The organism is Paenibacillus sp. XY044 (assembly GCF_002257645.1).
Taxonomy (GTDB): domain Bacteria; phylum Bacillota; class Bacilli; order Paenibacillales; family Paenibacillaceae; genus Paenibacillus_AQ.
The window spans coordinates 377,240-398,654 of sequence record NZ_NQMO01000006.1 but is presented as its reverse complement, the minus strand read 5'-3'; the positions used below and the strand labels follow the sequence as shown (position 1 = coordinate 398,654).

Here is a 21,415-nt window from a genome sequence, read left to right as displayed (position 1 = left end):
CCTCTTTGTCGTTCAATTCATCAGATAAAAGAAGGGGACAGGCGATCCAGCCGCCCCCCCTTTCCTTGTGAAGCCGGTCCATCTCGATTATTTCGATTCCAGTTTTTTGAGCTCGTTATCGACATTTTTCTTGACTTCGTCCAGCAGCTTCTTCGGCTCGCCCTTTCCGTTCAAGGCCAGATCCTGAACGCGGAAGGTTTCATCCCACAGCTTCTGGCCAACAGGCGTAACGGGGCGATAATGCGCCACAGGCATCAAATCGACGAACACCTTCAACTTCGGATTCTCGGTGATCTTAATCTCTTCGTTAACCTTCGGCATCGTCGTAATATCGTTGCCTGCATCCGCCCGCTTGGCCCAGAGCAACGTGCCCTTATAGCCGCCGATAAACTTGAGGAGCTCCCATGCTTCCTTCGGATGCTTGGCTCCCTTCGGCATAACCCAGGAATGGCCGCCTGCCCATGTCGTTTGAGGATAGCCTTCCGCGGAAGGCATCGGTGCGACGCTCCATTCGAATGTAGGTTTCACCTTCGCATTGCTGGTCAAATCGTTCAGCACCCAGTTGCCGTCCACGACGAATCCAACTTTGCCGGTCCAGAACGAATTGATGCCGGTTTTGCCCATGACATCGTTAAACTTGTTGATTTTAGACATATCGTATTTTTTAGCGTAGCTCACCATCCACTCAAGCGCTTTCACGATTTGCGGATTGTTTGGCGTCAGCTCCTCGCCATTGGTCCACTCTCCGCCGAAATTCCAGCTTTGCGTGTATAAGTAGGTTTGATTCGCCCAAGGGATAAAACCGACCTGCTCATAGCCGCTGCCATTGCTTGTTTTCTTGAACATTTTCTCCGCCATCGCATCCAATTCCGCAATCGTAACCGGCGGCTTTTCCGGATCAAGACCCGCTTCCTTCATTAACGTTTTGTTATAATAAAGCGCCCGGTTATCCGTAGTGAACGGCATCGCATAGAGCTGGTCCTTGTAATTCGCTTCCGCCCAGACGCCCGGATAATAATCGTCGGCACGTACTTCGTCTCCGGAATCAACGAACGGCTGCAGGCTCTCCAGCGATCCCTTAGCCGCCCATTGTCCTACCATGAAGCGGTCGAGAACCGCTACGTCCGGAGGTGTGCCGCCGGCAATCAGCGTCGTCAGCTTATCCGTGCCCCCTTGATCGATGATGTATTTCACTTTGATATTCGGGTGCTCTTTCTCAAATTCGCTGATGACAAGTTTTGTGTAGTCCGTCTGGAACTTGCCTCCCCAACCCCAGAGCTCAAGCGTTACCTTTTCGCCGCTGGCTTTGCCCGTATCGGTATTTTTCTCGGCGGTATCGGTCTGTTGATTCGTACTGTTCGTTCCCTTCGTATCATTGGCTCCATTCTCTCCGCTGGATCCGCTCGATCCCCCGCAGCCTGTTAATACGAAACAAATCGATAATGCGGTAACCAGATACTTGAGCATCGCTTTTCTCAAATGAAGAGTGCTCTTCTTTTTCCTCACTTACATGCCTCCTTTTTCGCCAGGTTTTAAATGGTATGAGTAGTTCCTCCTTAGTGTAAACGCTTTTATGGGAGGGGATAATGCGACTGGTTTTGTATTTCGTGTACTATCTTTACTATCTTGGGAGGGGTCCCATCGGCTTTTCGTTTTAATGAAAAAAGAGTGCCTGTCATCACATGACAGACACTCTTACGGCTGCTCATAGGGGCCTTGGGGATCCTCAATTCCGCTGTTTGCGTACCCCATCACCCTAGCCAGTTCGGTATCGACGTTCTTCTTCATTTCATTCAAGAGCTCACTTGGTTCTCCTTGCAAATTCATGGCCAGCGTTTGCACACGGAGCATCTCGTCCCACATATATCCGCCCACAGGCGTTACGGGCCGTATGTGTGCATTCCCCAGCAGCTCTGTAAACACCTTCATCGGTTCTTTCTTATCCAATCCGAGCTTGGCATTCACTTCCGGAATGCACATCAAGTCGTTCTTGCCGCCCTCGCGGCTGGCCCATAGAAGCGAGCCTTCCTTGCCCGATATATATTTCATAAACCTCCAAGCTTCTTCCTTATTCTTCGCCCCTTTGGGCATGACGAACGACCACCCCCCCGACCATGTAACCGACCGACTGCCATCTATGGTAGGCATCGGCGCCACACCCCACTCAAAATCCAAATTTTCCATTTCATTTAGAAGCCAGTTGCCTTCGTAGACAAATCCGACTTTACCGGACAAAAAGGCGTTTCTTCCGGTCTGTCTCATCATCTCCGAAAATTTCGACAACTTCTTTACATCATACCTCTCGGCGTAGCCCTGCACCCATTCCAGCGCCTTAACGTTCTGCGGATCGTTCGGTGTCAGGTCTCCGCTCCGCTCCCATTCGCCTCCAAAGTTCCATCCATGCGTGTACAAGAAGCCCTGACCCGTCCAAGGGATGAACCCGACTTGCTCATACGCGCCGTCGCCGCTCGTTTTGAACATTTTCGCTGCCATGGCATCCAGGCCGGCAATGGTTGTCGGGGGTTTGTCAGGATTAAAACCCGCCTGCTTCATCAAGGTTTTGTTATAATACATGGCGCGGCTGTCCATATTCCACGGGAGGGCGTACGTTTTGCCGTCATACTGGGATTCCGCCCACACGCTTTTGTAATAAATACTTGCCATATCCTCACGAATCGCATAAGCCGAAATGTCTTCAATGGAGCCCATCGCCGCCCATTCGCCTACAATAAACCGGTCGATCATCGCTACATCCGGCGCTTTCCCACCAGCTATCGCCGTCAATAGTTTGTCCGAGCCTTGCGAATTGTCCGAATTCTCGATGAAAGTCATCTGGACTTTGATATCCGGGTTAGCCTCTTCGAACGGCTTCACAACCGTATCGTAGAACTCGTCCTGAAATCCTCCGACCCACGAATACCAGAAGCTTATCGTTACAGGGCCATTATGTTTATTCAAGCTGCCTGCAGCATTTTTACCCGGTAACCCCGAATTAAAGTCGAATGCTGCTCCCTTGCTGAAACAAGCGTTCCATACCATGATTACGGTGACCAGGAGTACAAGTATGAAAAGAACAGGCATTTTTCGACGATTCAAGAACACTTTCATCGTTACCTCCCCCTCTTGACTATCTCTTGTAATCATCTACGCACGCTGTCATATGAACTCGTTTCAACTGACTTGCTGGGCAGGGCTTCGCTTCGTGATCGGGATCGTCATGGTTACTTTGGTTCCTTCCCCCAAGCTGCTCTCAATCTCGATCCCGTACTGGGCGCCATATGCGATTTTTATTTGTGAATTAATATTTCTCAGCGCAAAGCTGCTTTCCTCGGTAGGCTGTTCTCCGCCCAGAATGTACTTCAATTCAGCCAGCTTATCGGGCGCAATTCCCGCCCCGTCGTCCACAACGACGAATTTCAGGATATTGTCTTCCCGGATAAAGGCAATATCCAGCCGGCCCTTGCCTGATTTCCGCTCTAGTCCGTGATAAATCGCATTCTCTACGATCGGCTGGAAAATAAACTTGAGCACTTTATAATTCATCAGCGATTCGTCCGCTTGCACATAGAGCGTAAACTTGTCCTTATACCGGACCTTCTGGATCATGATATAGCTCTCGATCAAATGCACGACCTGGCTGACGAGGACTTCGTCCCTTCCCTCGCTCAGACTGATCCGCAAATACTTCGATAATCCGAATATCATCGTGCTAATGTCGTCAACTTTATGTATGCGGGCAATCCAGTGGACGGAATCGAGCGTATTGTACAGAAAGTGGGCATTGATTTGAGATCCCAGCATTTTCAGCTGAAGCTCCTGTTCCAGCAGCTTCTGCACATAAAGTTCGTTAATTAATTCCTTGATATGGGCTACCATCTGGTTAAAATGGGTGAATAAATAACCGAATTCGTCCTCCCGTTTATCCGTAATCCGGATGTCGAAATCTCCGTCCCTGGCTCTTCGCATCGCATGCGTCATCTTCTGAAGCGGCCGGTGAACGGCAGATGCGATGATGATCGCGAGCAAGATGCCGATGCAGGAGAAAACAATCCCTAGCGACAGCACGTACCAGCGAATATCCAGCGCTTCCTTCATCAAATCATCGCTGCGCAGCATGCCGACGAGCCTCCAATGGTTCGTCTCCAATTGACTATAGACGACCAGCATCTCTTGCCCGTCTATGGAGTAGCTTAGCGTTCCCTGATGCTCCTCTTTGAAAGGAATGTCCAGATTGTTGGACAATAGAATTCCACCCTTATCCCCCTTGAGGTTGCCAGTATCGTCGATAATGACGTTAATCCCCGATCCGTCGTAATCGATTTCCGCCAAAATTTCCCGGATCTCCGCCGGATCGACTTCGTATAGCACGACGCCGATGATCTCTCCGCGGCCTTTCATATTTTTCTGGGCACGGCCAAAGGTGAATACAGGCTCGGATCCCGGGCCTTTTATTAAGGAAGGCATAATGCCGAAATAGACGAGCTTGCCGTCAGCCTGACGAATTTGTTGATACCAGTCCTCTGTGAAATATCCGTACGGATACGAATTGTAGACCGGAAAGGAGTCTTTGGGCGAATAGCGATAGGAGTGGCCTCTCTCGCTAAGCAAATATATATTATTCATATCATTCCTGGAGTTCACCAAGTTCGACAGAAAGGCGGTATTTGCATTATTCGTCTGAATCCTTTCCTTCTCGTCGCTGAAATCTCCCATGAGCTGCTTCTGAATATCCTTATTGCCGACAACCAGAAGGGAACGGTCCTCGTATCCCTCCAGAAGGATATCGAGCCGCTTGCTCATCTGCTGAACATTCTGAAGCGCCATTCCGCCGATCTTGTTCTCCATCATTTGAGCGGATTTATCATAAGATAGATATCCCATAACGGTAATAATAATGATCATACTGGCCACATAGAAACCGAACACCTTCATTCCGACCGAATTGAACTTGATTCTATCGATGAATTGCAGTCTCATGATGTCCCTCTCTTCTCATGCTCCGTAATTACGGTATTGAGCAGGCGTCATTCCTTCCCATTCTTTGAAGGTTTTGACGAAATGCCGAAAATCCCGATATCCGACGCGGTCTGCGACTTCATAGACCTTTAGCGGGGTCTGTTCAAGCAATTCTTTCGCCTTTGTGATCCGTATTCGAATAAGATAACGGCTGAGTGTCTCGCCAACCTCTTCGTGAAACACTCTGCTGAAATACGAGGGATTCATGTAGATCTTTTCGGCTACGTTATGAAGGCTGATGCCAAGATGATAGTTATCATGTATATAGCGCAGCGCCGTTTCAATCGTTCGCTTATGCGCCATTGAGGGTGTATTGTTATTCTTCATGAGGAAGGTGTCCATGATCATCTTCTTCCAATCGCCAATCGAACACCTGTAGAGCTGAAGCTTGCGTTGATGCGTAACCGTGGGAGTCTTGGAATGATTTTTTGCCTGGCGCAGTTCCTGCCACTTGGACAAAAGGATGCTGATGTGCATATTCATTTCATAACGGACGGCAATCGCCGGCGTCTGCTTGATGAGCTCTTGAAGCAGGCCGGTCTGTACATCGAGCAATTCGGACAGCCTGCCCGCATCCATCAGCTTCATGGCATGCAGAATCCGATTCGACAATGCCGAGTCGAGGGAATCCGCTTTATTGTCCGTAAGCAGAACGTCCGCCGCCAACTGCCCTATGCATGCTGCTGTACGGTAGTCCAGCTGCTCAGCCGCTCGCGGCGTTGATCCATGATCTGCCAAGCTGCCGTTCATCGGGGTTGCATAGACCTGCCCGGGTCCGTGATTCAAGTAATTCATGCTTATCGTAAGCGCTTCCCTAAAAGAGGATGCAAGCTGCGTCCGATCTCTTAAGCTGCTGATTCCGATGCTGATTCGAATGCCCAGCACCTGCAGCGCATCACGAATAACGCCATTCATATGGCGGTACAACTCTTCGGTTCTGCAAGAGGCCTCGTGCTCCCGCAGCGAGGCGATAATTGCAACGTCCGCAAAATCATTCCCTTGTAAAGGACAAACCAAGCACCGGATATCCTCTTGGGACAGGATTTCCTCCACAAGATTTCCGAGCGCATATCTCATGAGCGAACATCCGCTTTCATCCATCTCCCGGTCCCCCCACTCATGGACGACCATCGTCATAACGATCAGCCGTTTCGGATCCAGGTTGATATGTAGGGCTTCCCATTTGGATTGCATCTCACGCTCTGTCAAAGATCGGGTTAAACACATCTCCAGGTGCTTCTGTCTGGCAAGCGGCAAGCTTTCCCTGATTCGGCCCGACAATTCTTGCAGGCGAGAGTTCAGTTCCTGCTTCTGTTTGATTTCGCTGATGCAGCGTTCAATAATCTCAAGCAAAATAGGTTCTTCGACCGGCTTGAGAATATAGTCAAACGCCCCTAGCTTGACCGCCTTCTGCGCATACGCAAAATCGCTGAAGCCGCTGATAAAAATAACCTTCGTATCGATTCCCCGTTTTTTGATTTCTTCCAATAAATCCATACCGTCCATAGTGGGCATCTTGATATCCGAAATGATGATTTCCGGATCATGGGCTTCGATTAATTCCAACGCCTTGCAGCCGTCTTCGGCGTCGCCGATAAATTGGATTCCGTGTGAGCTCCAATCAATGGTCCTTCTCAATCCTTCCCGAATCCAGTGCTCGTCATCGACTACCATGAGTTTTATCACTGTGAATGCCCTCCTTTTCAATCTTCCATCAATAACCAGGCTGGTGTTACACCAATATTACAGAAGTAGCAAAAGTAATATAATGTTTTTTTCTTTGGATTAAGTGTAATATTTTTACTTCACTCTGTCTCCTCACACCATCATAATCTCTTGGAAGTTGCCAAGGATAAAGGCATCTCCCTTCATGCGGCAGTTTGATCTTCAAATTGTCCAATTCAAAAGGCAGATGAAACAAAAATTCCCCCTACGGAAGTAGGAGGAACGCAGTATATCGAGGTGCAGGAAGGCCTTTGTCCAACTCCTCGTCATCGGAGTGTTGATTTTTAAACCTGTTTTTGTTCTCCATTCGGATCATCAGGCTTATGTGCTTCACCAACTCCGCACTTTATTAGGGTATTTGGGGTCGTCTGCTCTTAGCGACTCACCCGGATGCCGCAGTAATCCATCAACAGCTCGCAGAACATCATGTTGGCCCACGAGAACCAAGGTCTCGTATACTCCGCCGGATCCTCGGCCTTAAAACTTTCGTGCATCAGCCCGGTTCCCGCATCCGTCCGGCTCATAACCTGCAGCAGGCGCAGCTTCTCCTCTGGGTTTTCCGTGGTCAGTCCCTGCATCGCCAAGGCGATATGCCAAATATAGCCCTTCGGCGTATGCGGGCTGCCGATCCCCTCGGCCGCGGTTCCCTCAAAATAATAAGGATTGTTCCGGCTCAAAATAAACCGCCGCGTATTCTGGTACACCTCATCCGCTTCGTCACGGTAACCGAGATACGGAATCGACAGCAGGCTCGGCACGTTGGCGTCGTCCATCAGGTTGTGGCGGCCCATGCCGTCGGTTTCATAAGCGTAGATCGGGCCGAACTCCGGATGCTGCACAATGCCGTGCTCCTGAATGCCCCCCTCGATCTCCTGGGCGAGCTTAGATGCCCTCTCGCGCAGTTCTTCATCCTGCAGTATTTCTCCAGCGATCTCCTGCAGATAGCCGAGCACGACGACGGCGAACATATTGGAAGGAATCAAATAGCCGTATTCGCACGCGTCGTCGCTCGGCCGGAATCCGGACCAGGTCATGCCCGAATAGGCCGTCTCCGCCCCTTTGCCGTCCCGCACCAGCGTATCGCTCGGCACGCAGTCCCTCCGCTGGAACCGGTAAGGCGACCGCTCCTCATGGCGCTGCTCCACCGTCCACACATCCAGTATGGCCTCCGCAGCCTGACGGAAGCTGCCTTGGAACTGCGAGGTTCTGCCTGTGTTTTTCCAGAGCAGATAGCTGAGCTGGAGCGGGTAGCAGAGCGAATCGATTTCGTATTTGCGTTCCCAAATCCAAGGGGTCATCTCCGTCTCGTCCGCCTGGTGGCCGTGCCCGTTGGCATCCTCATTGAAGGCGTTTGCATAAGGATCCAGCAAAATCGAATCCATCTGCCGACGCACCAAGCCTTCGATCAGATCCGCAGCCTCCGGATCCTCCTTTGCCAGTACCAGAAACGGCCGCACCTGCGCAGCCGAATCGCGCAGCCACATCGCCGGAATATCGCCGGTAATAACGAAGGTCGTTCCGTCCTCCATCCGTTTCAGCGTCGTCCCCCAAGTGTTCCGTATTGCGTTTTGAAAAATATCCAGCAAACGCGTCTCTCCGTCCAGCCGCTCCGACATCCTCCCGGCCAACCGTTCCAAAGTAACGGGCTCTGTACCCAGTGATTCCATGCGCTCTCCTCCTTGGTTATGGCACCATAAGCGTCGAAAATGAATGAATATATCAGCCATGCTACCGTATGAATACACAAAAATTATATTTGTTGGTAAGTTAACATGTCAATATACTTTTTATAACATTCTACACCAAATATTATATTATTTAAAAAGGAAAACGGCATTCCTCTAGGCATGCCGCTTCGATTCCAGCTTTATTTGTTTTTCATAGCAAGCCCGCCGCTTCGAACAGGTCCCGTCGATAAGCCCTCAACGAGCTCGGCATCCAACAACATTTTTCCCGGAACGCTCTCACCGTTTCGCAGCTTAAGCACATTCTCAAAGGCGAGCCTTCCCATCTCCTCCTGCTTCTGCCGCATGTGGGTGAACAAGGAGCCTGAGGCGTCATCCGGACTGTCAAAGCATAGGATCGACAGGTCTTCCGGTACGCGAATCCCCGATTCCAAGGCCGCATCATAAGCAAGCCTGGCAATGTTGTATTCCATAGCAAACAGGGCGGTAATCTCCGGATGGGCCGCCAGATGGCGCTTGATATTTTCCTTCTCTTTCTTCTTGTTCTCCGGTACAAAGGCAGCCGGCAGCGTCGCCGTAATGTTCTCCATCCACAGGCTCCGGTCGGCGGCAATGCCGCTTTCCGCATGGGCCTGGATAAACCCTTCGATTCGCTCCTCAATGGCAGTCGTATCCCGTGGCGGGGAGGTCATGAGCCCGATATGCGTATGCCCGAGCCCGAACAGGTAATGGATCAGCTGCTTGGCCGCCGATACGTTATCCGTGCTGATGGAGCTGGCGGAGACGCCCTTCAAATGCCGGTCAAGCAGTACGAACGGATACTCGCTGATCACCAGCTTCAAAATTTCGGCATTGAAGTATTCACCCTGCGCCGGGAAAATAATGAGCCCGTCCACCCCGACCTCCAGGAGGCCTTGGATCGCTTCCTGTTCTTTGGCGGTCTCTCCCAGCGATCTGCGGAGAACCAAATAGCTGTCATGCTCGCGCGACGCTTCCTCCATGCCGAACACGAGGCCCGCTCCATAGCTGTCCCCAAAATCGGTCATGACCAGTCCGATCAGCAGTTTGCCGCTCTCCCGGCGCCGCTTGGATGCTGCCCCTGCACGGGCTGAGTGTGCTCCTCCCCCGGTTTCGTAATCCTCGGCCACAAAGGACCCTCTTCCTGGCTGGCGGACGATATAGCCTTCCTGCGTGAGCATCTCCAGCGCCTTTTTGCTGGTGATCCGGCTGACGCTGTAGGCTTCGCCCAGTTCCTTTTCCGAGGGGATCCGCTCCCCCGGCATATATTTCCCGGCTATGATCTGATCGCGCAATTCTTCAAAGATTTGCTCGTACATCGGCTTCGACGACGATTCATGCGACACGTTGCAACCTCCTCTGTCTCTGGGTCAACAATAAAAGAAAAACCTCAATCGATGTACATTCATTTTTAAATTCTATAACCTCAAAATAATATATCATGTTATATTCGCTTTGTGAATAGTCGCCGGTTATGGGGTACTCCGGAGAACAGCACCACCTCGTTCCACCGCCACAAAAAAAAGAGCGCCCCCAGCGGAGACGCCCTTAGTTTGCTTTACCCGAATTTTCTGCAACCCAAACCCCTTTTCAGGAAAATTACAGTAAATTATGCCGGCCTCTGTACTTCTTAATTCCGGGTATCATTCTTTCTTCTTGGTTCCGGCCAATTTCCAGGCTTACGCTTCTATACTTCCTTCACCCGGAAATAGATCCATCCGATCAGGAAAAAGACCACGAAGCTGCCGAAGACCGTAATCATCAGGCTCTCAAACGGCAGGTTCAGCGCTCCGAAGCCGCCTCCCTCCATCGTGCCCGCCGGCATGGTTGCCAGAAACGGCTGAGCCCAGGGGTAGTAAGGACCGTACGTGGCCGAGTTCACCACCAGCATGTTCGGGATGGTGAACATGACGTTCAGTGCCAGCGGAGCCGCGAAGCTGCTCCACATAAGCGAGGCGGCCAGCTGCAGCGCTGCCAGCGGCAGGCAGGCGACCCAGCCGCCCAGCAGGCTGCGGCCGATTTCCGTCCACGGAATCGGACCGGGCAGGCCTTTCACGGTGCCGACCAGCAGCAGCGCGCCGAGAAAAAGCACCTGCATGGTCAGCAGCAAGACGATAATCACCGTATACTTCGCCAGGAACACCCCTGACCGGGTCACCGGCAGGACCAACAGCTGCTTCCAGCCGCCGCTTTGATGCTCGTAGCGGCAGATAAAGGCGGCGAAGATCCCTGACATGATCGGCATGAACAGCAGAGCATGCAGCATGCTCAAGGCGCTTAGCAGCACCAGCCACGGCTGCTGCTCGCTGTCGACGTTCGACAGCAGCCCCACCAGAATCGAGACAAGCGGGCTGACCAGGACGAGCAGCACGATCAAGGAGCGGGACATCTTCAGCCGTTCGGCGGACAATACCCGAAAGTAACTTCGCATCTTTAGTCCACATCCTTTCCGCGGAACTGCCCCATACCCGCCAGATAAATGATAAATGCCAAGATGATGCCTCCACCTACCGGCAGAACTGGGGATGCCTTTCCGTAGAACGACAGGAGAGGCCAGGCCAGCGGAAACCATTCCGGATAATTCCCGGCGAATAGCGAAGCGATAGCTGCGGTAATGCCAAGGGTGACCGGCAGCGCCTGATTTTTAAACGTCAGGGACAGCCACAGCTCCAGGGCAAACAGCGGCAGCGCCGCCAGGAAAGGCACAAAGCTGAGCTTCAGAATCGTCAAATACGGAATATTGTCCGGACTGAATTTGAGGATCAGCCCCAGGGCGACGGTTCCGCAGGACAAAATCAGGCAAGACGCCGCCAAGGCAATGACCCCCAGCAGGTATTTGGCCGTAAACACCGCTCCCCGCGAAATCGGCAGGGCCAGCAGCTGCTTCCAGGAGTTGCTGCCGTGCTCGACATTGGCGATTTGCGAAGCGATCAGCGTCGAGCCCAGGAACAGGGCGATCGGGACGAACGAGAAGATCTCCTGGATCAACCCGGCCCACGGGTCATCCTGATAGCGCTGCAGCAAATAGTCGTACCGGAGACCGAAATTCAGTGCCTGCATCGCCAGCAGTCCGACCGAGCCCAAAATGACGAGCAGCCATATCCCTTTGCGGCGCATTTTCAGAAAGTCGGCCGACAGCGCGCGCGCCACCATCATGAGAATCCCCCCTGCTCGATGACCTGCATGAAGATATCCTCCAATGACCGGCGCTTCTCTTCCACCCGGTATATCGCGTGCTTGTTGTCCACCAGGCGCTTGACAAGCAGCGCCACTTCCGGGTCGCTCAGCTGGTCCAGCTTGATCGCCCCGTCTTCCATCCGGCCGGTATAACCTTGTCCGAGCAGTTGCACCAACGCCTCCTGCGGCTCCGAAACGACCAGGCGGAATCCGCCAGAAGCTTGCTGCTTCAAGTTGTCGATCGTATCCTGGAACACCATTTCTCCTTCGCGGATAATGCCGACGGTCCCGGCCATTTGCTCGACTTCGGACAGGAGGTGGCTCGAGACCAGCACCGTAATCCCGTGCTGCTTCGGCATGCTGCGGATCAGCTCGCGGATTTCGTGGATCCCGGCCGGATCCAGCCCGTTGGTCGGCTCGTCGAGGATCAGCAGCTCGGGGCTTCCGAGCAGCGCGGCGGCGATGCCCAGCCGCTGCTTCATCCCGAGCGAATATCCTTTGACAGGGCGCTTCGCATCCCTCGTCAGGGACACGATCTCCAGCACTTCGTCAATGCGCGCTTTCGGCACATCGAGAATGCGGCGGATCGCCTCCAGATTCTGCACGGCCGTCAGGTGGCCGTAGTTCGAAGGATATTCGACCAGCGATCCGACTTTGCGCAGAATGTTCATTTTATCCTTCCTCAGATCCTTGCCAAAAATCTCGATGGAGCCCACGGTCGGGCGAATCAGGCCGAGCAGCATCCGGATCGTCGTCGTCTTGCCGGCTCCGTTCGGTCCGAGAAAGCCGTAAATTTCCCCTTTGGCGATTTCCAAATCCAAATTGCGTACGGCATAGCGGCCGCGGTATTTTTTGTTCAAATTCCTCGTCTGTATCACGAGTTCACTCACGATCATCACCTCGATACCCATCTTACCGGGCGAAGGTTAAAAGACAGGCCGTCCCAAGTTTAAATTTCGTTTAAATCTCCATTGCCAAAATCCGCGCCAGCCTCTACCATAAATGAGAGAAACTTGTCATTCCTTGACGATTGGAGGCGTAACATTGACGGATTGCACAGTTAGGCAGATTGCAGCATCGGATTACCGCGATATTTACGTATTGAATCAGGATTTCAATCCCGATTTGCGGTTGTTTACCGAAGACCGGGTGAAGAAGAAGATTGAAACCATCACGGCGAAGACGAAGGATGTCATTTTTGTATGCGAGCAAAATGAAGAAGTCGTCGGATACATTCACGGCAGTCCTTATGAGCTGCTCTTTTCCGATTCCCTGGTCAACGTTCTGGGGTTTGTCGTAAAAAAATCGCACCGGAATAAAGGGGTCGGCAGCATGCTGATCAGCCGTCTGGAACAGTGGGGAAGAAGCCATGGGTTCTCCGGAGTCAAACTTCTGTCGCATCCGAGCCGCGTTCAGGCCCATCGATTCTACGAACGCCGTGGATACGTGTTCACCAAGGATCAGAAAAACTTCATCAAATCCTTTAACATCTAAAATATTCATCACGTGAAAGCATACAGAAAACCGATCTGACCGGAACTGCGCCTCAATTTGGTAGATATCAATATCAACTAGCAGATGAGGTGCGGTTTTTTATGGCCAACTCGCTGCACAACTTCCGTGAACTAACTAGCCAATCTCTAAATTAACTGCAAAAGTGCATCTAATTTCCGCGTGTAGAGCCTCTTTTAACTAAATAAGTGCACTATTGCACTTATTTCCCGTGCTTCGACGTTCTGGAGGGAGTGTCCAGAAAAATTGAATTGAAGTGGAGCAAACAAGGTAAACCACTGCAGCAAACGGGCATCCAAAAACAAAAGAGCCAGGGGCATCCCCTGACTCCACCGAGGTTAATCCAACCCCTGAGCGGTTTTATTCTAGTTGTCATGATTTGGTCACTTCAACATTCATGACTCAATCCTTCAACCTTAGAGCAGCTTTGCTTCCTGCCTTCATCTAGGTTACTCCAACTCAGGAATTAGTTCTCTCGCTCATAATTCGATCGCTCAAGCCCAAATGCATCACTTGATCATCAGCCCCGGTTTCTCCGTACCCGCAGGGTACAGTAACACCCTCGTTCCCTGCGGACTACTCTCGATCAGCATCGACAACCCCATCTCCCGGGTCAGGAAGCCGACGATTGCAAGACCAATCCCTGCGCCCTTATCACCGGAGGATGACTGCATACCCTGGCCATGATCGGAAATAACGATCGCCGTCCTGCTCGCGGCCGTCTCGGTAGTGATTCCGATATACAAACCGGAATGGGCATGCCTCAACACGTTCTGGAACAGGTTATCCAGAATCCGCCGAAACCACTGGATATCGACAAGCCACCACAGCGGTTCTTCCCGCAGCGAGACATCCACCTCGAAATGTTCCTTTTCCCACAGCGGATACCAAGCGGCTGCACTTTCCCTCACGATCCGCAGCACGTCGGCCTGCACCGGATGAAGGGTGTATCTTCCGCTCGTCAACAGATTATACGACAGCAGGTTATCGATCAGTCCGCCCAAATCGCCGAGCTTGGATTCGGTCAGCTTCAGCAGCTCCTGGCCCCGATCGGAGAGGGGCTCCTTTTGCAGCGTATGGACGTGGCCCCGGATGACGGTCAGCGGCGTACGCAGGTCATGCGACAGGTTGGCGATCAGCCGCTTGCGCAGCTCCTCCTCTTCCCGCTCGCGCTTCAAGCTGCGGCCCAGCTTGGCGACCATTCCGTTAAACGCGCTTTCCAGATGTCCGATCTCATCCTCCTTTTTGACCCGGATCGGCTCCGGCAGCCCGTTCTCTCCCTGCACCGTCATGGCATGCTGCAGGCGCAGCAGCCGCCTTCTCATGTTCACAAAGAACATCCACGAGACGGCGATAAAGGCCAGAAACATCAGTAGAATCAGCACGTAGACGGTGTTGAATGCCCTGCCAGACAATGCGTCGCTGCGGGTGCTCTGCACTTCCTTCGGCACTTCGATGACCATAAACCCCTTGCCCAGGGACTCTGTATCCCCGATAAAAGCCACCACCGTAAACTTCCCGTAGGATTCCCGGTATTTCTTCATAAAAGCCATCGCATCCGACGCGTTCCACTGCTTTGGAAGATCCAGCTTGCTGCCCCCCGGCGCCCGGAGCCTGCCCTGTCCGTCAACCCAGAACACGGCTGCCTTGTCGTACTCTTGGCTGAGCGCTTTCAGCCTGGCATCGATCTGCTCCGGGGTTTTGTCCTTCAGCCGCTTGGCTTCCTGATGCCACGCTCTCTCGAGACGCAGACCGGCGTACGGGTTTTCCTGCTCCGGCTCCGAGGGGAACAGCGGATCGATGATATTCAAATTGACGATCTGGTATCCGATCAGCGCCGCAGGAAACACAACCGGAATAAAAAGCAGCGCGATGATAATAATTAAAAGGTACCTCGACAGCAGCGAACCGCGGAACTTTCCGCGCGTACCCTTCTTCATGCCTTGATGCGGTAGCCTACACCGCGGATCGTTTCAATGATTTCGGGCGCAGCCGGGTCGCGTTCCAGTTTCTCGCGGAGATAACGGATATGGACCATCAGCGTTTTGTCCCCGTCGAAATAAGGCTCGCCCCACACGCCCTCATAGATCTGCTCCTTGGTCAGGATCTGGCCCAAATGCCGGAGCATGAACTTGAAAATTTGATACTGTTTGCCGGTCAGGATGATCTCTTCCCCGGTCTCGCGGTTCATGATCCGGTTCTCCCGCTCGTATACCGACAAGTGCTTCAGTTCCAGCACATCGGACGCGACCGATCCCGATCTGCGGAGCAGCACTTCGATACGGGCCGCCAGTTCATCGGGGTGAAACGGCTTCGTGACGTAGTCGTCGGCAAACTGCAGCCCCTCCAGCTTGTCGTCGATGGACGTTCGTGCGGACAGCATCAGAATCGGCAGCTCCGGGTACGCCTTCTTCAGCCTTTGTCCAACCGTAAATCCGTCCAGGCCCGGCAGCATGACATCGAGAATAACAAGCTTGCAGTTGGCCGCAAGCTCAGCGGCTCTTTCACCGCTGCGCTGCCAGTCCACCTGATACCCGCGTTCGGTCAGGTCCCGGCAGACCCATTCGCCGATCTCGGCGTCGTCTTCGATATATAACAAAGATACGTTCAATGATATCGTTCCTTTCTGTCTGTTCCAGGCATAAGCTTCCAAGGTAATTTCATTGTGATTATACCTTATTTCGCCCCATGAGGAGGAGCGCACGTTCATCAGCCGCACAATTTTACAGGTTGAAGCCCAGAAGGAATCATGCTATATTTTAGCTACGAGCATTTCCAATTTAAAGGCTATGTTACCCAAAATGAAGGTACAACCTCGGGCTGAATTATATGGACCCTGGTTGTGCCTTTTTTGCGTGAGGAGGAAAAATGAGATGCTGCTGGAAGCTGTGTATCACCGCCCCAAACTGAACTGGTGTTATGCTTATGATGGACGTACCATCCACCTGAGAATCCGCACCAAACGAGACGACGTGACCTCGGTTTCGGCCATGGCCGGCGACAAGTACATCTGGGATGAGTCGATGGAGTATATCCCGATGATCAAGCTGGTTTCCGACGAACTGTTCGACTACTGGGAATGCGAAGTGACGCCTCCCTACCGCCGGCTGAAATACGGATTTTTGCTGGAGGACGGCAAGGAAAAGTACTGGATGACCGAATACGATTTCCTTCCGGAGCCGCCCAAGACCCCGGACCGTTTGTTCGAGTATCCTTTCATCAATCCGGTCGATATTCTCACAGTGCCGGCATGGGTAAAGGACGCGGTCTTTTATCAAATTTTCCCTGAGCGCTTTGCGAACGGCGATCCGTCGCTGGACCCGAAAGGAACGCTGCCCTGGGGCGGCAAGCCCGAGCGGGACAATTTCTTCGGCGGGGATCTGCAGGGTGTGCTCGACCACCTGGACCATTTGAGCGAGCTGGGCATCAATGCGATTTATTTCACGCCGATTTTCAAGGCGACGACCAACCATAAATACGATACCGAAGATTACTTAACGATCGACCCCCAATTCGGAGATATCGATCTGCTGAAGAAGGTCGTCGCGGCCTGCCACGAGCGGGGAATCCGCGTGCTGCTGGATGCGGTGTTCAACCACTCCGGCCGGACGTTTGCCCCTTTCCTTGACCTGCGGGAAAAAGGGGAGCAGTCGCGCTACAAGGACTGGTTCCACATCCACAAGTTCCCGATCGGCGTGGAGGACGGCGTACCGACCTACGACACGTTTGCCTTTGAGCCGCTCATGCCGAAATTGAATACCGAAAACCCCGAAGTGAAAGAGTATCTCTTGAAGGTCGCTGAATACTGGATCAAGGAAGCCGACATCGACGGCTGGCGCCTGGACGTGGCCAACGAGGTCGACCATCAGTTCTGGCGCGAGTTCCGCCAGGTCGTGAAGCAGGCCAAACCGGACGCCTATATTCTCGGCGAAATCTGGCACGAGTCCTCGCCTTGGCTGCAGGGAGACCAGTTCGACGCCGTCATGAACTATCCATTCACCAACGCAGCGCTCGATTTCTTCGTCGACGGGGTTACGGATGCCAAAGGCTTTGCCAATGCGATCGGCAAGCAGCTCTCCCGGTACCCGCGCCAGGCGAACGAGGTGGCGTTTAACCTGCTGGACAGCCATGATACACCCCGCCTGCTGACCAAATGCGAGGGGAACAAGGATAAAATGAAGCTGGCCGCCCAGTTCCAGTTTACGTTCCCCGGGACCCCATGCATTTACTATGGGGATGAAGTGGGCCTGAGCGGCGGTCAAGACCCTGAGTGCCGCAAGTGCATGCAGTGGGATTCCGCCAAGCAGGACCAGGACCTGCTGGCGTTCTACAAGGAGCTGATCGCGCTGCGCCATCAATACAGCGCGCTCCGCACCGGCAGACTGACGTTCCTATCCGCGGAGCAAGGAAGCACGCAGCTGGTCTACTCCCGCGAGGACGAGAACGACAAGATCGTCGTTCTGATGAACAATTCGGCTCAAGAGGGCACCCTCTCGGTCGATGTGGAGGAATCCAGCTGGACGGATATCCGCACAGGCAAAGCCGCGGCTGCCCGCCAAGGCAAGCTTGAAGTGAAGCTGCCGGCATACGGATGCGCGATGCTCAGAGCGGACAAATAAGAAAAAAGAGAGACCCCAGGCTTGTGATATTATCCCCTTTGAGTAGACAAGTGCTAAGAAAGCGCACTAAAGTTTACTTGGAGGGGATTTTTCATGGGCGAAATTCGGAAGACATATTCTGTTGAGTTTAAGCAAAAGGCAGTTCAGATGTACTTGCATAAAGGTATGGGATATAAAAGTGTGGCCAAAGAGCTAGGGATTACCCACAAATCTGTTCAGCGGTGGGTGAAATACTTTCAAGAGGAAGGAACACACGGACTGGAAGAGAAGCGAGGAAAAGCTGGAGGTCCCTTGAAAGGAAGACCTCGAACGCGTGAACAGAGCGTGGAGGCAGAGCTCCACCGGCTACGAGCAGAGAACGAATACTTAAAAAAGCTGTGGGCCTTGCAAAGGGGGGAGGGAGAAGGCGGCAGCAGGCCTTCCAAGTGATTCGAAGCATGTCCTCCCGTTATGCGGTCTCTTTGCTCTGCCGTTTAGCTGGTGTCTCTCGAAGCGGCTACTACAAATGGCAACGACAACAAGGGCGATTAACGCGGCGGCAACAGGAGAATGAACAGCTCAAGACTAAAATCATGGCCTGCTGGAAACAAAGCCGTGGCATCTACGGTTACTTACGCATCGTTGTGTACCTTCGGAAAAAATACAGAATTCACGTTAATCACAAGCGCGTGTATCGACTGATGAAGGAGCTCGGCATACGTTCGGTGATTCGCAAGAGGAAACCGTATTTTGGCAAGAAGGAAGCTTACGTCATCTCAGAAAACATACTAAATCGCGAGTTTCATGCGGCACGGCCGTTAGAGAAATGGGTAACAGATATTACGTATCTCCCCTTTGGTCAAAGCTTTCTATATCTCTCAACCATTTATGATCTATATAACAACGAGGTGATCGCCTACAAGATCAGTCCCCGTAATGACATTCGCCTGGTACTAGATACCGTAAAGAAAGCCATTCGAAAGCGAAAAACAGGCGGAATACTTTTGCATAGTGATCGCGGTTTCCAGTACACATCCAAACCGTATCACCGGCTTCTAAAGCGCCATGGTATTAAGGTGAGTATGTCGCGCAAGGGTATTGTCATGATAATGCATGTATGGAAATCTTTTTCAGCCATTTCAAGAGCGAATCCTTGCGACTACACCACTACACTGACCAAAAGCAACTCGTAGATGAAGTTCATCGTTATATTCGATTTTATAACCATTACCGATTCCAGAAAAAATTAAACAACCTTAGCCCGGTTGAGTACCGAACTAAGGTTGCCTAGGTCCTTTTTATAACTGTCTACTTGACGGGGGTAACTCCATTGCACCTAGGGCTCTCTTTTTTTACGGTAATCACACCAATGGGGCTTTACACAAAGTTCCGCGTATCGTTGTTACGGCCGAACTTGTAGGTTGCGACCAGGAAAAACACCACCGCGAAGGCGAGCAGGATCGACAGGTTAAACCATACGCCTGCGAAGCCATCGCCGGACTGCAGCTTCTCAATCGACTGCAGCACCCAGTTCTGGGGCAGGAAGTCGGACACCCGGCGGATTGCCTCCGGCATGATGCTGATCGGGAAGAAGCAGCCGGAGAGCAGGCAGGTCGGCGTGACGATCAGGTTCGAAAGCGCGCCGGCCATGGCGGTGCTCTTCGCGAAGGCCACGATCACCAGGGAGACGCTCACCGATACCAAGGAGAACAGCAGCAGAATGCCGAACATCTGCACCACCGGCATGCCCGGATCGATCCGGAACACGACGCGCATGAAGAACAGGACGATCACGATCTGCGCCAGCATGACGATCAGATTCATCAAGATGTTGGCCATGACGTACGTTCTGGCGTTAATCGGGGAAGACAGCACCCGGAAGTACGTGCGGTTCTCCCGGTTTTTCAGAATGAGCTCCGACAAGCTCACTGCCGAGGTCATCATAAACATCAGCAGAAAGCCGATGGACTGGTAGGACATCTCCTTCGTTGTCGACGTGTCATTTACAGATTCGGACGTGACCTTGAAGTCCGCCGACCGGTAGCGGTCGTAAAGCTGCTGGAACTTCGCGTCGTTCCCGGCCGAAATTCTGCCCATGGCCGCCACGTTGTCGATATATCCATACAGCATGGATTTCATGTAAGCCGTCACTTGGGCGCCCTTCACCGACTGAATCGCGATGTGGTCCGGACTGCCGCTTAGAACGCTCTCCGAGTAGCCGGACTCGATGATCAGCCCGCTGTCGAGATCGCTTGCGGCAAGCTGATCCTGCAGCTCCTGCCGCGTCACGCTCACGACCTTGACATGATCCAATTCTTGAACGAACCGAATCGTATCGGCCGCGATCGTCTGCCCGTCATCCCCGTTGACCACGCCCACCCGCAGCTCTGTTGTTCCCTGCGATCCATAAAGCAGCAAGGATGCCACGATCCCGGCGATCGGCAGCCCGAAATACAGAATCATCGTGCTGGGTTTCCGAAAGGTGGCCCGGAGCGTCCGGGTCACCAAAAACCAGATATCCTTCCACATGTTACAATCCCTCCCTGCGTCTCATGACGGCGATGGATGCGCCTAGAAACAGTATGGCAAAGCCGATATAAAGCCCGATCGCCGGCCAAGCGGCGGATACGTCGTTTCCGTAAATCACCTGGGTCAATCCATGATTCCCCCAACGGATCGGGGACAAATTCACGAGAAATCCCATGATACCTCCCCCGGAATCGTCCCCGATCGGGAAGTACGCTCCCCCGAAGAAGGACATGAGCTGAACGACGAGTGAGATGATGCCCCGCGATGCGCTGCCCTTGAGCAGATAACTGGCGGCTAGGCCCAGGCTCATCGCCATGATCACTTCCGACAACAGCACGATGAGGACGATGCCCATATGTTCCCCCCAATACGCCTTGAAGACGTACTTGCTGAAGACGATTATCACGATCACGCACAGAAAGTTGGTAACGATGCCGCCCAACACCTTGCCCGCAAAAATCTCGCTTTTGCGTATCGGTGCCGTCACCAGCCGCACCGCCGTTCCGCGCCCGATTTCCCTTTGGATCAGCCCCCCGGCCGGCATGGCCGCCCACATGCCGACCATGACCGTCATGGCCAGCGCGTAGTAATCGATCGAACCCGGCGTCCGATCCGCATTGATCGACAGTTCCTTGATGTAATCCGATCCGGCTCCGCCGGCAAACACCGCCTGAACCTGGGCAGGCTCAGTCTGAGCAACCGCCGCAGCCGCATTGTACTTATCGGCAAAGGACGTCAGCATTCCCTGCACGATATTGCTCTCAATCGTACTGCGGCTGCTGCCGTAGAGAGAAATCCCTTGCCCGCTCAGCTCCACGTAATCCACGTAGCGGTTGTTCTCCACCTCGGTCCGCCCGTTCTTTCCTGCCGGGAGCGAATCGAACGTAATCCCCGATTTTCCCGCCTCCTTGGTAAAGGCGGCAAACGCTTCGGACAGCGGTCCCCCTCCGGTGGCGTCCTTCACGACCACCTTCAGGTCGCCGACGCTCATATCACCACTAAAAGCGTTCGTCAGGGCCAGGCCTAGAATCAGCATCAGGATGATCGGAAAGCCAAGCATAAAAATCAGCGTGCGCCGGTCCCGGAAATCCTGTTTGATTTCTTTAAACGCAATGGATAAAATATTCACCCCATGAACCTCCTTCCCTCTTAAGC

General features: G+C 52.9%; 18 protein-coding genes. 5 read left to right on the top strand and 13 right to left on the bottom strand.

Features of this window, described 5'->3' with window-relative positions; genetic code table 11:
• Positions 1–87 precede the first annotated feature (87 nt).
• The 9 genes from CJP46_RS24150 to CJP46_RS24110 form a co-directional block, all read right to left on the bottom strand.
• Positions 88–1,506, bottom strand: coding sequence for an ABC transporter substrate-binding protein (locus CJP46_RS24150; RefSeq protein ID WP_094598166.1), 1,419 nt, complete (start codon positions 1,504–1,506; stop codon positions 88–90).
• A 189-nt stretch (positions 1,507–1,695) separates the two neighbouring features.
• A complete protein-coding gene (locus tag CJP46_RS24145; RefSeq protein ID WP_179281301.1) occupies positions 1,696–3,108 on the bottom strand; it encodes an ABC transporter substrate-binding protein in 1,413 nt (470 codons plus the stop codon).
• Positions 3,109–3,171: 63 nt separating this feature from the next.
• Positions 3,172–4,977, bottom strand: a complete 1,806-nt coding sequence (locus CJP46_RS24140; RefSeq protein WP_094598164.1) for a cache domain-containing sensor histidine kinase — start codon at positions 4,975–4,977, stop codon at positions 3,172–3,174.
• Positions 4,978–4,992: 15 nt separating this feature from the next.
• Positions 4,993–6,702, bottom strand: coding sequence for a response regulator transcription factor (locus tag CJP46_RS37705; protein WP_094598163.1), 1,710 nt, complete (start codon positions 6,700–6,702; stop codon positions 4,993–4,995).
• A 413-nt stretch (positions 6,703–7,115) separates the two neighbouring features.
• Positions 7,116–8,408 (bottom strand): glycoside hydrolase family 125 protein, encoded by a 1,293-nt coding sequence (locus CJP46_RS24130; protein WP_094598162.1) that lies wholly within the window; start codon positions 8,406–8,408, stop codon positions 7,116–7,118.
• Positions 8,409–8,608: 200 nt separating this feature from the next.
• On the bottom strand, positions 8,609–9,790 hold the full coding sequence (locus tag CJP46_RS24125) for a GntR family transcriptional regulator (protein WP_256992498.1): 1,182 nt from the start codon (positions 9,788–9,790) through the stop codon (positions 8,609–8,611).
• A 341-nt stretch (positions 9,791–10,131) separates the two neighbouring features.
• Positions 10,132–10,875 (bottom strand): ABC transporter permease, encoded by a 744-nt coding sequence (locus CJP46_RS24120; protein ID WP_094598161.1) that lies wholly within the window; start codon positions 10,873–10,875, stop codon positions 10,132–10,134.
• A 2-nt stretch (positions 10,876–10,877) separates the two neighbouring features.
• Complete coding sequence (locus tag CJP46_RS24115; protein ID WP_094598265.1) at positions 10,878–11,597, bottom strand: ABC transporter permease; 720 nt, start codon at positions 11,595–11,597, stop codon at positions 10,878–10,880.
• Positions 11,597–12,517 carry an ABC transporter ATP-binding protein gene (locus CJP46_RS24110; RefSeq protein ID WP_373558031.1) on the bottom strand — a complete coding sequence of 307 codons (921 nt, stop codon included), beginning with the start codon at positions 12,515–12,517 and terminating at the stop codon, positions 11,597–11,599. The genes CJP46_RS24115 and CJP46_RS24110 overlap by 1 nt, the downstream gene beginning before the upstream one ends.
• A 148-nt stretch (positions 12,518–12,665) precedes the next feature.
• Here CJP46_RS24110 and CJP46_RS24105 point away from each other — a divergent pair, with 148 nt between their 5' ends.
• Positions 12,666–13,115 carry a GNAT family N-acetyltransferase gene (locus CJP46_RS24105; RefSeq protein ID WP_179281300.1) on the top strand — a complete coding sequence of 150 codons (450 nt, stop codon included), beginning with the start codon at positions 12,666–12,668 and terminating at the stop codon, positions 13,113–13,115.
• 527 nt (positions 13,116–13,642) lie between these two features.
• Here the strand turns inward: CJP46_RS24105 and CJP46_RS24100 are convergent.
• Entirely contained in the window at positions 13,643–15,073 is a 1,431-nt protein-coding gene (locus CJP46_RS24100) for a sensor histidine kinase (RefSeq protein WP_094598159.1), read from the bottom strand.
• Positions 15,070–15,744 carry a response regulator transcription factor gene (locus tag CJP46_RS24095; protein ID WP_094598158.1) on the bottom strand — a complete coding sequence of 225 codons (675 nt, stop codon included), beginning with the start codon at positions 15,742–15,744 and terminating at the stop codon, positions 15,070–15,072. Before CJP46_RS24095 ends, CJP46_RS24100 begins: the two co-directional genes overlap by 4 nt.
• A gap of 262 nt (positions 15,745–16,006) precedes the next feature.
• On the opposite strand from CJP46_RS24095, the gene CJP46_RS24090 reads away from it, so the two are divergent.
• The 4 genes from CJP46_RS24090 (at position 16,007) to CJP46_RS37610 (ending at position 19,022) form a co-directional block, all read left to right on the top strand.
• Positions 16,007–17,752 (top strand): alpha-glycosidase, encoded by a 1,746-nt coding sequence (locus CJP46_RS24090; RefSeq protein ID WP_094598157.1) that lies wholly within the window; start codon positions 16,007–16,009, stop codon positions 17,750–17,752.
• 93 nt (positions 17,753–17,845) lie between these two features.
• Positions 17,846–18,181, top strand: a complete 336-nt coding sequence (locus CJP46_RS24085) for a helix-turn-helix domain-containing protein (protein ID WP_094598156.1) — start codon at positions 17,846–17,848, stop codon at positions 18,179–18,181.
• Entirely contained in the window at positions 18,130–18,924 is a 795-nt protein-coding gene (locus CJP46_RS24080; RefSeq protein WP_179281299.1) for an IS3 family transposase, read from the top strand. The genes CJP46_RS24085 and CJP46_RS24080 overlap by 52 nt, the downstream gene beginning before the upstream one ends.
• The gene (locus CJP46_RS37610; RefSeq protein ID WP_094598154.1) at positions 18,849–19,022 is read left to right on the top strand and encodes an IS3 family transposase; all 174 of its coding nucleotides are present in this window, start codon (positions 18,849–18,851) and stop codon (positions 19,020–19,022) included. Before CJP46_RS24080 ends, CJP46_RS37610 begins: the two co-directional genes overlap by 76 nt.
• A gap of 86 nt (positions 19,023–19,108) precedes the next feature.
• Here the strand turns inward: CJP46_RS37610 and CJP46_RS24070 are convergent, their stop codons facing one another.
• Entirely contained in the window at positions 19,109–20,260 is a 1,152-nt protein-coding gene (locus CJP46_RS24070; RefSeq protein ID WP_094598153.1) for an ABC transporter permease, read from the bottom strand.
• 1 nt (position 20,261) lies between these two features.
• Positions 20,262–21,389 carry an ABC transporter permease gene (locus CJP46_RS24065; protein ID WP_094598152.1) on the bottom strand — a complete coding sequence of 376 codons (1,128 nt, stop codon included), beginning with the start codon at positions 21,387–21,389 and terminating at the stop codon, positions 20,262–20,264.
• Positions 21,390–21,415: the final 26 nt, after the last annotated feature.

Coding starts and splice junctions, on each gene's coding strand:
- CJP46_RS24120 (WP_094598161.1), bottom strand. CDS start 10,875: ATGCGAAGTTACTTTCGGGTATTGTCCGCCGAACGGCTGAAGATGTCC.
- CJP46_RS24070 (WP_094598153.1), bottom strand. CDS start 20,260: ATGTGGAAGGATATCTGGTTTTTGGTGACCCGGACGCTCCGGGCCACC.
- CJP46_RS37610 (WP_094598154.1), top strand. CDS start 18,849: ATGGAAATCTTTTTCAGCCATTTCAAGAGCGAATCCTTGCGACTACAC.
- CJP46_RS24115 (WP_094598265.1), bottom strand. CDS start 11,597: ATGGTGGCGCGCGCGCTGTCGGCCGACTTTCTGAAAATGCGCCGCAAA.
- CJP46_RS24130 (WP_094598162.1), bottom strand. CDS start 8,408: ATGGAATCACTGGGTACAGAGCCCGTTACTTTGGAACGGTTGGCCGGG.
- CJP46_RS24110 (WP_373558031.1), bottom strand. CDS start 12,517: ATGATCGTGAGTGAACTCGTGATACAGACGAGGAATTTGAACAAAAAA.
- CJP46_RS24085 (WP_094598156.1), top strand. CDS start 17,846: ATGGGCGAAATTCGGAAGACATATTCTGTTGAGTTTAAGCAAAAGGCA.
- CJP46_RS24140 (WP_094598164.1), bottom strand. CDS start 4,977: ATGAGACTGCAATTCATCGATAGAATCAAGTTCAATTCGGTCGGAATG.
- CJP46_RS24100 (WP_094598159.1), bottom strand. CDS start 15,073: ATGAAGAAGGGTACGCGCGGAAAGTTCCGCGGTTCGCTGCTGTCGAGG.
- CJP46_RS24145 (WP_179281301.1), bottom strand. CDS start 3,108: ATGAAAGTGTTCTTGAATCGTCGAAAAATGCCTGTTCTTTTCATACTT.
- CJP46_RS24090 (WP_094598157.1), top strand. CDS start 16,007: ATGCTGCTGGAAGCTGTGTATCACCGCCCCAAACTGAACTGGTGTTAT.